The 14,751-nt window shown below is 77.0% G+C and carries 12 protein-coding genes; 5 read left to right on the top strand and 7 right to left on the bottom strand.

Annotated elements, in window-relative coordinates; all coding sequences use genetic code 11:
* Window positions 1-29 precede the first annotated feature (29 nt).
* The 3 genes from ACRYMN_RS08315 to ACRYMN_RS08305 all read left to right on the top strand — a co-directional run bounded on the left by ACRYMN_RS08315 (window position 30) and on the right by ACRYMN_RS08305 (window position 3,233).
* Window positions 30-1,262 carry a PQQ-dependent sugar dehydrogenase gene (locus ACRYMN_RS08315; RefSeq protein WP_432493893.1) on the top strand — a complete coding sequence of 411 codons (1,233 nt, stop codon included), beginning with the start codon at window positions 30-32 and terminating at the stop codon, window positions 1,260-1,262.
* Between the two features lie 154 nt (window positions 1,263-1,416).
* Window positions 1,417-1,998 carry an ArsR/SmtB family transcription factor gene (locus tag ACRYMN_RS08310; protein WP_432493891.1) on the top strand — a complete coding sequence of 194 codons (582 nt, stop codon included), beginning with the start codon at window positions 1,417-1,419 and terminating at the stop codon, window positions 1,996-1,998.
* On the top strand, window positions 1,995-3,233 hold the full coding sequence (locus ACRYMN_RS08305) for an MFS transporter (RefSeq protein WP_432493889.1): 1,239 nt from the start codon (window positions 1,995-1,997) through the stop codon (window positions 3,231-3,233). The genes ACRYMN_RS08310 and ACRYMN_RS08305 overlap by 4 nt, the downstream gene beginning before the upstream one ends.
* A gap of 22 nt (window positions 3,234-3,255) precedes the next feature.
* Here ACRYMN_RS08305 and ACRYMN_RS08300 read toward each other — a convergent pair whose 3' ends face one another.
* Window positions 3,256-3,999, bottom strand: a complete 744-nt coding sequence (locus ACRYMN_RS08300) for an SDR family oxidoreductase (RefSeq protein ID WP_432493887.1) — start codon at window positions 3,997-3,999, stop codon at window positions 3,256-3,258.
* Window positions 4,000-4,098: 99 nt separating this feature from the next.
* Here ACRYMN_RS08300 and ACRYMN_RS08295 point away from each other — a divergent pair, with 99 nt between their 5' ends.
* A complete protein-coding gene (locus tag ACRYMN_RS08295; protein ID WP_432493885.1) occupies window positions 4,099-5,685 on the top strand; it encodes a sensor histidine kinase in 1,587 nt (528 codons plus the stop codon).
* Here ACRYMN_RS08295 and ACRYMN_RS08290 read toward each other — a convergent pair.
* From ACRYMN_RS08290 to ACRYMN_RS08265, 6 genes are all read right to left on the bottom strand, one after another.
* Complete coding sequence (locus tag ACRYMN_RS08290) at window positions 5,658-6,335, bottom strand: response regulator transcription factor (protein ID WP_432493883.1); 678 nt, start codon at window positions 6,333-6,335, stop codon at window positions 5,658-5,660. The genes ACRYMN_RS08295 and ACRYMN_RS08290 overlap by 28 nt on opposite strands.
* A 76-nt stretch (window positions 6,336-6,411) precedes the next feature.
* The gene (locus tag ACRYMN_RS08285; protein ID WP_432493881.1) at window positions 6,412-7,614 is read right to left on the bottom strand and encodes an acyltransferase family protein; all 1,203 of its coding nucleotides are present in this window, start codon (window positions 7,612-7,614) and stop codon (window positions 6,412-6,414) included.
* Between the two features lie 255 nt (window positions 7,615-7,869).
* The gene (gene gatB, locus ACRYMN_RS08280) at window positions 7,870-9,399 is read right to left on the bottom strand and encodes an Asp-tRNA(Asn)/Glu-tRNA(Gln) amidotransferase subunit GatB (protein WP_432493879.1); all 1,530 of its coding nucleotides are present in this window, start codon (window positions 9,397-9,399) and stop codon (window positions 7,870-7,872) included.
* Entirely contained in the window at window positions 9,396-10,943 is a 1,548-nt protein-coding gene (gene gatA, locus ACRYMN_RS08275) for an Asp-tRNA(Asn)/Glu-tRNA(Gln) amidotransferase subunit GatA (RefSeq protein ID WP_432493877.1), read from the bottom strand. The genes gatB and gatA overlap by 4 nt, the downstream gene beginning before the upstream one ends.
* Entirely contained in the window at window positions 10,940-11,239 is a 300-nt protein-coding gene (gene gatC, locus ACRYMN_RS08270) for an Asp-tRNA(Asn)/Glu-tRNA(Gln) amidotransferase subunit GatC (RefSeq protein WP_432493875.1), read from the bottom strand. Before gatC ends, gatA begins: the two co-directional genes overlap by 4 nt.
* Window positions 11,240-11,250: 11 nt before the next feature.
* Window positions 11,251-13,146 (bottom strand): ABC transporter ATP-binding protein, encoded by a 1,896-nt coding sequence (locus ACRYMN_RS08265; protein WP_432493873.1) that lies wholly within the window; start codon window positions 13,144-13,146, stop codon window positions 11,251-11,253.
* 183 nt (window positions 13,147-13,329) lie between these two features.
* Between ACRYMN_RS08265 and ACRYMN_RS08260 the strand changes: the two genes are divergently transcribed.
* Window positions 13,330-14,721: an ABC transporter substrate-binding protein gene (locus tag ACRYMN_RS08260; RefSeq protein ID WP_432493871.1), complete on the top strand. Its 1,392-nt coding sequence runs from the start codon at window positions 13,330-13,332 to the stop codon at window positions 14,719-14,721.
* The last annotated feature ends 30 nt before the right edge of the window (window positions 14,722-14,751 follow it).

Raw genomic sequence — 14,751 nt, 5'->3', positions numbered from 1 at the left:
GCCCGCGCCTCCCGGGCGACCATGGCCGCATGCGCGTGAGCAGGCACCGCCGGGACCGCCACCGCGACGGCACCCGCGCCGGCGCCGCCGCCCTGGTGCTCGCCCTGGCGACGGGGTGCTCGGCCGGCGGCCAGGGCACCACCCCCTCCGCCGCTCCCCCGGCCGCCCCGCCCGCTCCCTCCGCCGCCGCGCCCACCACCTCCCCGGCCCCTCCGCCGCCCCCGCCGGCGCCCGCGCCGCCCGCGAGCGCCGCGCCGACCACGCCCGCCGCGAGGGGCCTGCCCGGCGAGCCCGTCGACCTCACCACGGGACTGGACGTGCCGTGGGGCACGGCGGTGCTGCCCGACGGCACCGCGCTGGTGACGCTGCGCGACCAGGCCCGGGTGGTGCGCACGGGCCCGGGCGTGCTGGCGCAGGTGGCCGCGGACGGCGAGGGCGGCGCGGTGGCCGGGGTGGTGCCCGCCGGCGAGGGCGGCCTGCTGGGCGTGGCGGTCTCCCCGGGCTTCGCCGAGGACCGGCAGGTCTTCCTGTACTTCACCGCCCGCGACGACAACCGGGTCGTGCGCTACTCCTACGCCGACGACCGCCTCACCGACCCGCGCCCGGTCCTGACCGGCATCCCGAAGAACACCACCCACAACGGCGGGCGCATCGCCTTCGGCCCCGACCGGATGCTCTACGTCGCCACCGGCGACGCGCAGGACCGGCCCGCGGCGCAGGACCCGCGCTCGCTGGGCGGGAAGGTCCTGCGCATCACCCCCGACGGCGCCGTGCCGCCGGACAACCCGTTCGAGGGCTCGCCGACGTGGTCGTACGGGCACCGCAACCCGCAGGGCCTGGGCTGGGACTCCGCCGGCCGCCTCATCGCCGCGGAGTTCGGGCAGGACCGCTTCGACGAGCTCAACGTCATCCGCCCCGGCGGCAACTACGGCTGGCCGCAGGTGGAGGGGCCCGGCGACGGCGGCGGCAGGTTCGTCGCCCCGGTGCAGACGTGGACCACCGACGAGGCCTCGCCCAGCGGGATCGCCGTGACGGCCGACGCGGTGTACGTGGCCGCGCTGCGCGGGGAGCGGTTGTGGCGGGTGCCGCTGAACCCCGACGGGCCCACGGGCACCCCCGAGGAGCACCTGAGCGGCAGGCTGGGGCGCCTGCGCAGCGTCGAGGTCGGCCCCGACGGCTCGCTGTGGGTGCTGACGTCGAACACCTTCCGCGGCGAGCCGCGCGCCGGCGACGACCGGCTGGTGAGCGTGCCGCTGCGCTGAGCGCCCTGGACCGGCACGCTCGGGGCGCGGGGGCCCGCAGGCGGGGTGCGCCCCCACCAGCACGTCGATCCCGCGACGGCGTCGAGCGGAGCGGCAGCACAGTGGTCTGCAAGAATTCTTGTGCAAGAACTCTTGCACGACTTACGGTCCTCCGGTGGCTCCCCCGCGCACCGTCCACCTGACCGAGCCCGAGGCCATGCGCGTCCTGGCGCACCCCACGCGCCTGCGGCTGCTGGCCGCGCTGCGGACCTCCGGGCCCGCCAGCGTCGGCGCCCTGGCGCGCGCGGTCGACGAGGCACCGGGCTCGGTCAGCTACCACCTGGGGCGCCTGGCCGATGTCGGCTTCGTCGAGGAGGCTGCCGACCGCGCCCGCGACCGGCGCGAGCGCTGGTGGCGGGCGGTGCACGAGCGCACGACGATCGACAGCGTCGAGGACCGCGCGGACCCCGAGCGGATGGCGGCGTCCACCGCGCTGCGGCGGCAGGTCGCGCGCAGGTACGCCGAGCTGCAGGAGGCGTACCTGGACGCCGAGCCGTCCCTGCCGGCGCACTGGGTGGCCGCGGGCACTCAGGGGGACCGGCACTGGCACCTGACCGCGGAGGAGCTGCGCGCCTTCTCCGCGGAGCTGGAGTCCGTGCTGGCCCGCTGGCAGGAGCGCTCGGACGCCTCGCGGGACGGGACCCGGGCGGTGGCGGTGGTCTACTCGGCGTTCCTGCGGCCGCCCGGTGCGCCGTGACGGCGCGGGCGCGCCTGTGGTGGGTGCTGGCGGCCCACACCACGAGCTCCGCGGGCAACACGGCCACGGCCATCGCCGTGCCGCTGCACGTGCACGCCACCACCGGCAGTACCGCACTCGTCGGTGTCGCCGCCGCGGTGGCGCTGGTCCCCGTCGTGCTCGGCGGCGTGTTCGGCGGCGTCCTGGTCGACCGGGCCGGCTACCGCCGCACGAGCGTGGTCAGCGACCTCACGGGTGCGGTGACGATCGGGCTCGTACCGCTGCTGGACGCCACCGCGGGCCTGCCGTTCGCGGTGCTGCTGGTGTGCCTGTTCGCCACGGGGCTGCTCGACACCCCCGGGCGGGCAGCACGTCACGCCCTGCTGCCGGAGCTGGCTGCGGCGGCCGGCGTGCCGCTGGACCGCGCCACCGGCCGGATGGACGCCTCCGAGCGCCTGGCCAGGCTGCTGGGCGCCCCCGTCGCCGGGGTCGCGGTGGGCGTGGTGGGAGCGCCGGCCGTCCTGGCGCTGGACGCCGCCACGTTCGCCGCGGCGGCGCTGCTGGTGGCCGTCGCCGTGCCCGCCGCGACCCGCGGCGACGCACCCGTCCGCACCGGGTACTGGCGCGAGCTGGCGGAAGGCCTGGCCGTGGTGCGCGGGGACCGGCTGCTGCGCGCGGTGGTGCTGATGGTGGCCTGCACCAATGCCTTCGACGCCGCGTACAGCTCCGTGGTGCTGCCGGTGTTCGCGCAGGAGCACCTGGGCGGCGGGCCGGCGCTGGGCCTGCTGGTGGCGCTCTTCGGCGCCGGCGCCGTCCTGGGCGCGCTGGCGTACGGGGCGGCTGGCGGGCGGGTCCGGCGCCGGACGGCTTTCTCGGTGGCGTTCCTGCTCGCGGGCGGCCCCCGCTTCCTGGTGCTGGCCACCGAGCCGGACCTGGCGCTCGCGGCGGTCACGGCCGTGCTGGCCGGCACAGCCGCCGGCGTGATCAACCCGGTCCTCGGGGCGGCGCAGCTCGAGCGGGTGCCGCCCGCGGCCCGCGCCCGCGTCGACGGCGTCGTCGGCGCCGGGGCGTGGGCGGCGATGCCGCTCGGGCAGCTGGGCGCGGGTCTGGCCTTGGAGCACGTCGCCCTGCCCGCGGTGCTCGTGGTGCTCGGCGCGGCTTACCTGTCGGTGACGCTCTCGCCGTTCCTGTCCGCGGCCTGGGCCGAGCTGGACCACGCCCCGGCCGGCCGGGTCGCACCGAGCGGCGCGCGGTGAGCGCGGCACGGGCCGGGGCGGCTCACCAGGAGCTCTCCCCCGGCGGCAGCACGGCCAGCTCCGGCACGACGCTGTCGGGCCAGGTGGCGAAGACCGTCATGAGGGCGCGCGCGACCGTGGCCGGCTGCTGCAGCTTGGTCAGGTCCGCGTCCGGGAAGCGGTCGGTGACGAACGGGGTGGCCATGCCGCCGGGGATCAGGCCGGTGACGCCCACGCCGATCGAGCCGTGGCGCTGCCTGCAGTCGCGCTGGGCCTCCTTGAACAGGGCGGCGGTGTAGGCGCGCAGGCCGTGCTTGCTCGCCGCGTACGCCGACGCCTCCGTCCACACCCGCCGCGCCGCGGTGGACAGGGTGTTCACCACGTAGCCGTGGTTGCGCTCCAGCATCGCCGGGTAGGTGTTCGCCACCAGGTACATCGGCCCGAGCAGGTTCGTGGCGACCACGCGCTGCGCCTGCTCGGGGCTCTGGTGCTCGATGGGCGTGCACACGTCGAAGCCGGCGTTGTTGACCAGCACGTCCACGCGCCCGTCCTGCTCGCGCACCGAGCCCACCGCCGCCCGCACCGCCACCGGGTCGCCCACGTCGAGCACCAGCGCGGCGGCGCTGCCGCCGTCCCGCCCGATCTCGGCGACGGTGCGGTCGGCGGCCTCCTGGCGCACGTCGCTGACCCACACCCTCGCGCCGGCCGCCGCCAGCTCGCGCGCGATCGCGGCACCCAGCCCGCTGCCCGCGCCGGTGACCAGCGCCACCTCACCCTGCAGATCCATGGTCCAGAACCTAGGGGGGCCCGGCGGGCCGGGCGAGCGGACCCGCCGCGCCGCCCGCACGGGCGCCCGGCGCCGCCCGCGCCGGCGGATACGCTCGCCGTGCCGACGGCCGACCGGGGGGAGGAGCCCGTGCCCACCGCGCCCACCGCGCCCACCGCGCGGGCCCGCGCCCGCCCCGGCGCGGCGCGCAGGGGTGCGCCGGCGCGCCTCTGGGCGCGCGCCGGGGTGCGGGTGCGCTCCACCGCCGCGGCCGTGCTCGTGCTGGCGCTGCTGGTGGGCACCGGCGCCGGCGCGGGCCTGCTCGTGCTCGCCCGGCAGGTGCGCGACCCACTGGCCACCTCCGCGCTCGTGCAGGCGCGGCTGGTGCGCGTGGCGGTCACCCCCGGGGCGCTGGCCGGCACCGACCCCGCGGCGCTGCGGCGCCTGGAGGAGCTCGTGGGCGCCGACGCCGACCGCGGCTCGCACGTGCAGGTCGTCGACGCCGACGGCCGCGTCGTCACGGCCAGCGCCGCGCTGCGCGGCCTGCCGCCCCTGGTGGACGAGCGGCCCGGCGTGCGGGAGGCCTCCGGCGGGGTGCGGGTGCTGCCGGTGCTGCGCGAGCGCGAGGGCCAGGAGCGCTGGGTGGTCGTGGTGGTGGGCGCGGCCGCGGGCGAGCGCCCCTACGCGGTGGTGGCGGCGGAGAGCACCGCCGGCGCCGACCACACCGTGCGCACCGCCGCGGCGCTGCTGCTGGCCGGCGGGCTGCTGGTGCTGGTGGCCGTCGGGGTCGCCACGTGGGTCTTCGTGGGCCGCTCGCTGCGCCCGGTGGAGGCGATCCGGCGCACCGTGGACGGCATCGGCTCCACCGACCTGGACGGGCGGGTGCCGGTGCCCGACGGCGACGACGAGGTCTCGCGCCTGGCGCGCACGATGAACGCGATGCTCGCCCGGCTGCAGACCTCCCAGCGCGCGCAGCGCCGCTTCGTGGCCGACGCCAGCCACGAGCTGCGCAGCCCGGTGGCGACGCTGCGCGCGGCGGCCGAGGTGCAGCGGCGCCACCCCGGCGCCGGGGCGCCGGAGGAGTTCGCCGAGCTGGTGCGGCGCGAGGCCGGGCGCCTGGAGCGCCTGGTGGCCGACCTGCTGCTGCTGGCGCGCGCGGACGAGGGCGCGCTGGCCGCGGTGCGCGCGGAGGTGGACCTCGACGAGCTGCTGGAGTCGGAGGGCGCGCGGCTGCGCGGGGCCACCCGCCTGGCGGTGCGGGTGCGCACGGCGCCGGCGCGGGTGCTCGGCGACCCCGGCCAGCTGACGCGCGTGGTGCGCAACCTCACCGACAACGCCGCCCGGCACGCCGCCGGGCGGGTGGAGCTGCAGGTGCGCGCGGAGGGCGGGCAGGCCGTGCTGAGCGTCGCCGACGACGGCCCGGGCGTGCCCGCGGCCGAGCGCGAGCGCGTCTTCGACCGCTTCGTGCGCCTGCAGGACAGCCGCGACCGCGCCTCCGGCGGCACCGGGCTGGGGCTGGCGATCGTGGCCGGTGCCGTGGCCGCGCACGGCGGCTCGGTGCGCTGCACCGACCGCGGCGAGGGGCCCGGGGCGCTGTTCGAGGTGCGCCTGCCGCTGGCGGCCGCGGCGCCCTGCACGGACGACGCCGTCGACGACGACGACGCGGGGGGCGGGGCGGTTCAGCCGCCGTCGGCGGCGAGCCGGTAGCCGGCCCCGCGCACGGTCTGGATGGCCGCGCGCCCGAAGGGCACGTCGATCTTGCGGCGCAGGTAGCGCACGTACACCTCCACGACGTTGGGGTCGGTGTGCGCGTGCGGGTCCCACACCGCCTCCAGCAGCTGGGCCTTGCTGACGACCTCGTCGCGGTGGCGCATGAGGTGGTGCAGCAGCGCGAACTCCCGGGCGGTCAGCGTCAGCTGCGTGGACCCGCGGTGCACCCGGTGCGTGGTGGGGTCCAGCCGCAGGTCCCCGGCGCTCAGCTCCACGGGCCGCTCCGGCGCGCCGCGGCGCACCAGGGCGTGCAGGTGCGCGACCAGGACGGGGAAGGAGAACGGCTTGGCGAGGAAGTCGTCGGCGCCCAGGTCCAGCGCGTCGACCTCGTCGTACTCGCCGTCCTTGGCGCTGAGCACGAGCACCGGCGTCCACACGCCGGCCGCGCGCAGGCGGCGGCACACCTCGTAGCCGCTGAGCACGGGCAGCATCAGGTCCAGCACGACGACGTCGTAGCCGAACTCCACCGCCCGCCACAGGCCCTCGCGCCCGTCGTGGGCCAGTTCCACGCTGAAGCCCTCGCCCTCCAGGCCGCGGCGCAGCGTGGTGGCCAGGGCGACCTCGTCCTCGACGACGAGCACCTTCACCGCGCCACCCGCCCGCGGCAGGATCCACGACGCGTCGTCACCACGGCACAGAGAGTATGCGGCTCGGTCCGGCGGCTCAGGCCAGGGCCAGGCCGCTGCCCACGACGACCGCGGTGGTGACGGCGCCGAGCAGCAGCCCGCGGCGCGGCGAGGCCGCCACGAGCGGGGAGAAGCGCAGCGGCCGCTCCACGAACCGGGCGGTCAGCGCGGCGGGCACGACGGCCAGCAGCTCCACGGCCAGCAGCACCGCCCAGTGCCGGGCGCCGAGGACCTGCACGGCCAGCACGACCGCCGGGACGTGCCAGAGGTACCAGACGTACGACAGGCGCCCGCAGGTGCGCACCAGCGGCCACGAGAGCACCTGCGCCACCGAGCCGCGCGCCACGCCCGCGGTGCCGGCGGCGATGACGGCCGCCGCGGCCAGGGTGGGCACCAGCGCGACGGCGCCCGGGTAGGGGAAGCGGGTGGCCAGGCCCGCGCTCAGGCCCAGCACGAGCGCACCGGCCCAGCCGGCCGCGCGCAGCCGGCTCGCCGCGCGCCCCTCGCGGCAGCGGGCGGCCAGCCAGGGGGTGGCCAGCGCCAGCAGGCCGCCGACGCCGAACTGCCACGCACGGGTGATCGTGCTGAGGTAGCCGAACAGGCCGGCCTGCGAGGTGATCACCACGGAGGCGACCAGCGAGACGGCGCTGAGCACGCCCAGCGCCACGGCCAGCCGGCGGCGCAGCGCACCCGGCTCGCGCCGCGCCCGCCGCGCCACGAGCAGCACGAGCAGCGGCCACACGACGTAGAACTGCTCCTCCACCGCCAGCGACCAGTAGTGCTTGACGGGGCTGTGCTCGGCCACCGGGTCCAGGGCGTGCACGTCGAAGGAGAGCATCCACCAGTTCGCCACCTGCGCCCCGGCGGCCACGACGTCGCGGGCGATCGCGGAGGTGCGCTCGGGCAGCAGCAGCACGGAGCCGACCAGGGTGACCAGCAGCACGAAGGCGGCGCTGGGCAGGATGCGCCGGGCGCGGCGGGCGTAGAAGTCGCGCAGCGAGACGCGCCCGGTGCGCTCGGCCTCGCGCACCAGCAGCCCGGTGATGAGGAAGCCGGAGATGACGAAGAAGACGTCCACGCCGATCAGGCCGGCGCCGAAGGACGGCACGCCCGCCTGGAAGAGGAGCACCAGGCCGATGGCCACGGCCCGCAGCCCCTCCACGTCGGGCCGGAAGGCCCTGCTGCCCGCACCGGTCGCGCCGCCGCGCTGACCGGACCTGCCCTCGTCGACGAGCGTCACGCGTCCCCCTGGTCCGTGCTCGCGCCCGGGTCCCCGCCCGGGTCGCAGCCGCAGGCTGGCACGGCGACGCTGAGAGGACGCTGAGGACAGGGGGTGCAGGAGCATGCACGCAGCGTGCACACCCGGCACGCGGCGGATCCGCACCCGGCGCGCAGCGGATCGGCACCCGGTGCGTGCCGGGTGCGCACCCCGGACGCGCCGCGGCGCCGGTCCCGCGGGTGTGGGACCGGCGCCGCGGGTGCGCGGGGCGGGAGCTCAGCCGCCGACGCGCTCGACGACCAGCTCGCGCACGCGCGCGGCGTCGGCCTTGCCGCGCATCTCCTTCATCACCGCGCCGATGAGGGCGCCGGCGGCCTGCGCCTTGCCGCCGCGGATCTTCTCCACCACCCCGGGGTTCGCGGCGATCGCGGCGTCGACCGCGGCCACGAGCGCGGACTCGTCGGAGACGACGGCCAGCCCGCGCGCCTCGACGACCTCGGCCGCGCTGCCCTCACCGGCGAGCACGCCCTCCAGCGCCTCGCGCGCCAGGCGGTCGGTGAGGGTGCCGGCCTCGACGAGCGCCTGCAGCTCGGCGACCTGCGCCGGGCCGACGCCCACCGCGCCCAGCTCCACGCCCTCGGCGTTGGCGCGCCGCGACAGCTCCCCCGTCCACCACTTGCGGGCCCCGGCCGGCGAGGCGCCGGCGGCGACGGTGGCCTCGACCAGGTCCACGGCACCGGCGTTGACGGTGTCGCGCATCTCCAGGTCCGAGAAGCCCCACTGCGCCTGCAGCCGCTTGCGCCGCTGCGCCGGCGGCTCGGGCAGCGTGGCGCGCAGCTGCTCCACCCACGCCGGGTCCGGCACGATCGGCACCAGGTCCGGCTCGGGGAAGTAGCGGTAGTCCTCCGCGTCGGACTTCTCCCGGCCCGGGGTCGTCAGGCCCGTGTCCTCGTGCCAGTGCCGCGTCTCCTGCACCACCTTCGCCCCCGAGCGCAGCACGGCGGCGTGCCGGCTGACCTCGTAGCGCACGGCCCGCTCCACCGAGCGCAGCGAGTTGACGTTCTTCGTCTCCGAGCGGGTGCCCAGGGGCGCGTCGGGCGAGGGGCGCAGCGAGAGGTTCACGTCGCAGCGCAGCGAGCCCTGCTCCATCTTCACGTCCGAGACGTCCAGCGCGCGCAGCAGGTCGCGCAGCGCCGCGACGTAGGCGCGCGCGACGTCCGGGGCGCGGTCACCGGTGCCGGTCAGGGGCCGGGTGACGATCTCGATGAGCGGGATGCCGGCGCGGTTGTAGTCCACCAGGGAGTACTCCGCGCCGTGGATGCGCCCGGTGGAGCCGCCCACGTGCAGCGACTTGCCGGTGTCCTCCTCCATGTGGGCGCGCTCGATGAGCACCCGGTAGGTGAAGGCCGGCTTCGAGCCGTCCTCGCTGGCGGGCACGTCGACGTCCAGCCAGCCGTCGAACGCGATCGGCTCGTCGTACTGCGACGTCTGGAAGTTCTTCGGCATGTCCGGGTAGAAGTAGTTCTTCCGGGCGAACCGGCAGCTGCGCGCGATGGAGCAGTTCAGCGCCAGGCCGATGCGCACCGCCGACTCCAGCGCCTTGGCGTTGAGCACGGGCAGCGCGCCGGGCAGGCCCAGCGAGACCGGGTCCACCTGCGTGTTCGGCGGCGCGCCGAACTCCGTCGGGGCCGCGGAGAACATCTTCGTCACCGTCGACAGCTCGACGTGGACCTCCAGGCCCAGCACCGGGTCGAACTGCGCGACGGCCTCGTCGTAGTCGACGAGGTCCACGCTCGTGGCGCTCACGCCGACACCCCCTTCCACTCCGGGACCTGCGCGAGGAACGGACCGCCCCGCCTCGCGTCCAGCCGCGCCTCCAGGGCGGCGCCCACCCGGTACAGCCGGTCGTCGGCCTGCTGCGGGGCCAGCACCTGCAGCCCCACCGGCAGCCCGTCGGACAGGCCCACCGGCAGCGACATGCCGGGGATGCCCGCGAGGTTGGCCGGGATGGTGGCCACGTCGCCGGCGTACATCGCCAGCGGGTCGTCCAGCTTCTCCCCCAGCCGGTACGCCACGGTCGGCGCCGTCGGGGAGACCAGCACGTCCACCTGCGCGAACGCGGCGGCGAAGTCGCGCTGCACGAGGGTGCGCACCTTCTGCGCGCTGCCGTAGTAGGCGTCGTAGTAGCCCGCCGACAGCGCGTAGGTGCCCAGGACGATCCGCCGCTTGGCCTCGTCGCCGAAGCCGGCCGCGCGCGTGGCGCGCATGACCTGCTCGGCGGTCACGCCCGAGCCCTCGGGCGTCACCCGCAGGCCGTAGCGCATGCCGTCGTACTTGGCCAGGTTGCTCGACGCCTCGCTGGGCAGGATGAGGTAGTACGCGGCCAGCGCGTGCACGAGGTTGGGCAGGCTCAGCTCGACGACCTCCGCGCCGGCGGCGCGCAGCTCGTCCAGGGCCTCGCCGAAGCGGGCCAGGACGCCGGGCTCGTAGCCCTCGCCGGACAGCTCGTGCACGACGCCCACCCGCACGCCGCCCAGGTCGCCGGTGGCGCCGGCGCGCGCGGCGCCGACCACGTCGGGCACGGGCGCGGGGATCGAGGTGGAGTCGTACGGGTCGTGCCCGCCGATGACGGCGTGCAGCAGCGCGGTGTCCAGCACCGTGCGCGCGCACGGCCCGGCCTGGTCCAGCGAGCTGGCCAGCGCCACCAGGCCGTAGCGCGAGACGCCGCCGTAGGTGGGCTTGACGCCGACGGTGCCGGTCAGGGCGGCCGGCTGGCGGATGGAGCCGCCGGTGTCCGAGCCGACCGTCAGGGGCGCCTCGAAGGCGGCCAGCGCCGCGGCCGAGCCGCCGCCGGAGCCGCCGGGCACGCGGGTGGGGTCCCAGGGGTTGCGGGTGGGGCCGAACGCGGAGTGCTCGGTGGTCGAGCCCATCGCGAACTCGTCCATGTTCGTCTTGCCCAGCACCACCAGCCCGGCGGCGTGCAGCTCGCGCACCACCGTGGCGTCGTACGGGGGCACCCAGCCCTCGAGCATGCGCGAGCCGCACGTGGTGGGCATGCCGCGCGTCGTCAGCACGTCCTTGACGCCGATGGGCACCCCGGCCAGCGGGCCGAGCACCGCACCGGCGGCGCGGTCGGCGTCGACCTGCCGGGCGCGCGCGAGCGCCCCCTCCGCGTCGACGTGCAGGAAGGCGTGCACCCCGTCGGGGTTGGGCCCGGAGGTGGGCCCGTCGACGGCCTCGATGCGCTCCAGGTGGGCGCGCACGACCTCCTCGGAGGAGACGACGCGCGCGCGCAGGGCCTCCGACAGGCGCGCGGCGTCCCAGTGGACCAGCTCGGCGACGCCGCTCACGCGTCCTCCTCCAGGATCTGCGGGACGCGGAAGCGCCCGTCCTCGGACTCGGGGGCGCCCGCGAGCGCCTCCTCGGCGCTCAGCCCGGGCCGCACGACGTCGGGCCGGGTGACGTTGGTCAGGGGCACGGGGTGCGAGGTCGCCGGCACGTCGTCGCCCACCGCGGCGGCGACCTGCTGCACGGCGTCGAGCACCGCCCCGAGCTGGCCGGCCATGCGGTCCAGCTCCTCGTCGGTCATGTCGATGCGCGCCAGGCGCGCGAGGTGCTCGACCTCGGGACGGGATATCGCGGACACGGTCGGTCAGTCTAGGCGGGCCCCACGAGCAGCTGCGTGGCGGCGAGCTCGCGGTACAGCGGGGAGCGCTCCAGCAGCTGCGCGTGGGTGCCGGCGGCGGTGGCGCGCCCCTCCTCCAGCACGACGATCTGGTCGGAGTCGACGACGGTGGAGAGCCGGTGCGCGACGACGACGAGGGTGCGCCGGTCGGCGGCGGCGGCCAGCGCCTCGCGCAGCAGCGCCTCGTTGCGCGCGTCCAGGCTGGCGGTGGGCTCGTCGAGCAGCAGCAGCTCCCCCGGCGCCAGCAGGGTGCGGGCGATGGCCAGGCGCTGGCGCTGCCCGCCGGAGAGCAGCACGCCGCGCTCGCCGACCTCGGCGTCCAGGCCGGGGCCGCGCTCGGCCAGCTCGCGCAGCCCGACGGCGTCGAGCACGGCCAGGACCTCCTCGTCGCCGGCGCCCGGCGCGCCCAGGACGAGGTTCTCGCGCAGGGTGCCGGCCAGGACGGGGGCGTCCTGCTCGACGTAGCCCAGGCGGGCGCGCAGCGCCGGCAGCGGCAGGTCGCGCACGTCCACCCCGCCCAGGCGCACGCTGCCGGCGTCGACCTCGTGGAAGCGCTCGACGAGGCCGAGCAGCGTGGACTTGCCGGCGCCGGAGGGGCCCACCAGCGCGGTGCGGGTGCCGCGCGGCACCGCGAAGCTCACCCCCCGCAGGGCCGCGGTGCCGTCCGGGTAGGAGAAGGCGACGTCGGCGAACTCCAGCAGCGGCGCCGCGCCCGGCCGGGGCGCGGGCACGGCAGCGGCGGGCACGGCGACGGGCGCAGCGGGTGCGGGGGTGCGCGGCTCGTCGCGCTCGACGGGCAGGCGCAGCACCTCGTCGACGCGGGTCAGCGCCGCCACGCCGGCCTGCACGACGGTCCAGGTCTGCACCAGCTGGCCCAGCGGCGCCACGAGGGTGAACAGCAGCAGCACGAAGCCGACGAGCTCGGCCACGCCCGTGGCGCCGGAGGCCACGCGCGCGCCGCCGAAGCCCAGCACGACGACGAACGCGCCCTGCACGGCCACCTGCATCGCCGGTCCCAGCAGCGCGCGCACCCGCGAGGCGCGCACCGCCGCGTCGCGGGCGCGACCGGCGGCGGCGACCACGCCGGCCAGCTCGCGCTCGGTGGCCCCGGCCGCGCGCAGGGTGCGCAGCGCCCCCAGGACCCGCCCGACCGCCGAGCTCATCGCGCCCACCTCCGCCTGGGTGGCCAGCGTCAGGCGGCCCAGCCTGCTGGAGGCCAGCGCGATCGCCGTGCCGGCCACCGCGATCGCCGCCAGCGTCACCGCCAGCAGCACCGCGTCGAGGCGGGCCATGAGCACCAGCGCGCCCAGGAACGTCAGGACCGTGGCCACGAGGTCGAACAGGCCGGAGGTGACCACCGCGGACAGGGCCGTGGTGTCGCCGGAGACGCGCGAGAGCAGGTCCCCGGAGGTGCGCGCGTCGCGCGCGGCGACGGTCAGGTGCGCCAGCCGCGAGACCAGCGAGGTGCGCACGGCCAGCACCACCCCGGCCCCGGCGCGCTCGAGCAGGTACTGGCGCACGCCGTCGGTGAGCGCGCCCAGGAGCACCACGGCCACCAGCAGGGAGGCCACCGGCGCCACGGGCGAGCCGTCCTGCACGACCCGCACCACCGCGGCCACCCCCAGCGGCTGCGCCAGCGCGGTCAGCGCGCCCACCAGCGAGAGCACGACCGCGGCGCCGATCGCGCGCCGGTGCGGGCGCAGGTGCGGCAGGAGCAGGCGGGCGGCCTCGCGCAGCGGCAGGACCTCGGGCGCGGTGGCGGGCGCGCCGGCGGGACCGGCGGGACCGGCGGGGCTCCCGGAGCTGGCGGGGCCGGTGGGGCCGTTGGGACCGGCGGCGCCGGCCGGGGGGCGTTCAGGCGTGCTCACCGGCGCAGTGTCCCCGCGCGCGGCGGCCGGGCGCATCGGCCGCTCGTCGCACCCGCCCGCGGTGCGCGCCGCGCCCGCCGTTCCCGACTCGTGACCGCACCCACCGGTGCGGCGGCGCGGGCGGTGGTCCAGAATGGCCCGGTCAAGCGCGGCAACGGAGCCGCGCTCGAGAGGAGAGCACTGATGACCGTCCTGACCCGCGCCCGCCGCCTGGCGCTGCTGGCCGGCGGCCTGGGGCTGGTGATCGCCGTCAACGGCTGCGCCACGGCCGAGGAGGCCGGCGTCGACGAGGGCGCCGGCGGCGGCACCGACGTGACCAGCAGCGAGATCGACTGCGCGCAGTTCGAGCAGTTCGGCTCCGACCTCGACGGCACCGAGGTGGAGATCTACACCTCGATCGTCACGCCCGAGGACCAGCCGTTCATCGACACCTTCGCGCCCTTCACCGAGTGCACCGGCATCGCGGTGAACTACAACGGCTCGCGCCAGTTCGAGGCGCAGCTGCCGGTGCGCGTGCAGAGCGGCAACGCCCCCGACATCGCCTTCCTGCCGCAACCGGGCCTGCTGGCCCAGATGGTCTCCACCGGCCAGGTGGTCGCGCCGCCGCAGGCCGTGGCGGACAACGTCGACGAGAACTGGAGCGAGGCCTGGCGCGAGTACGGCTCGGTGGACGGCACGTTCTACGCCGCGCCGCTGGGGGCGAACACGAAGTCGTTCGTGTGGTACTCGCCCTCGGCGTTCGCCGAGGCCGGCTACGAAGTCCCGCAGACGTGGGACGAGATGATCGCCCTGACCGACCGGATGGTGCAGGACGACCCCGACGTCAAGCCGTGGTGCGCCGGCATCGGCTCGGCCGAGGCGACCGGCTGGCCGGCCACCGACTGGCTGGAGGACGTCGTCCTGCGCGAGTCCGGCCCCGAGGTGTACGACCAGTGGATCGCGCATGAGATCCCCTTCAACGACCCGCGCATCGTGGCGGCGCTGGACCGCGTCGGCTCGATCCTGCGCAACCCCGCCTACGTCAACGGCGGCTTCGGCGACGTGTCCTCCATCGCCACCACGACGTTCCAGGACGCCGGCGTGCCGATCACCCAGGGCAACTGCTGGCTGCACCGGCAGGCGTCGTTCTACCAGGCCAACTGGCCCACGGGCACCGAGGTGGGCGAGGACGGCGACGTCTTCGCCTTCCCCTTCCCCACGATCGGCTCCGAGGTCGGGCAGGCGGTCCTCGGCGGCGGTGAGTTCGTCGCCGCGTTCGACGACCGCCCCGAGGTGCAGGCGCTGCAGTACTACCTCTCCACCGCCGAGTGGGCCAACCTCAAGGCGCAGGCCAGCGGTCCCGGCTGGCTGAGCGCCAACACCGGCCTGGACGTGGAGAACCTCGCCAGCCCGATCGACCGCCTGGCGGCCGAGCAGCTGCAGGACGAGTCCGTCACCTTCCGCTTCGACGCCTCCGACCTCATGCCCGCCGCGGTCGGTGCGGCGGCGGAGTGGCGCGAGCTGACGGCGTGGATCGCCAACGGCCAGGACACGCGGACGACGCTCGACAACATCGAGGCCGCCTGGCCGCGCTGACCGCGGCGCACGGGCCGGGCACCGCGCGGC

It is taken from the genome of Kineococcus gypseus (assembly GCF_050871305.1).
GTDB classification, from domain to species: Bacteria; Actinomycetota; Actinomycetes; order Actinomycetales; family Kineococcaceae; genus Kineococcus; species Kineococcus gypseus.
The sequence above is the reverse complement of the archived record's forward strand: the minus strand, read 5'-3'. Positions and strand labels throughout refer to the sequence as shown.

Excerpts from the sequence above, each read along its gene's own strand:
- ACRYMN_RS08315 (WP_432493893.1), top strand. The coding sequence starts at position 30 with ATGCGCGTGAGCAGGCACCGCCGGGACCGCCACCGCGACGGCACCCGC.
- ACRYMN_RS08300 (WP_432493887.1), bottom strand. The coding sequence starts at position 3,999 with ATGGATCTGCAGGGTGAGGTGGCGCTGGTCACCGGCGCGGGCAGCGGG.
- ACRYMN_RS08260 (WP_432493871.1), top strand. The coding sequence starts at position 13,330 with ATGACCGTCCTGACCCGCGCCCGCCGCCTGGCGCTGCTGGCCGGCGGC.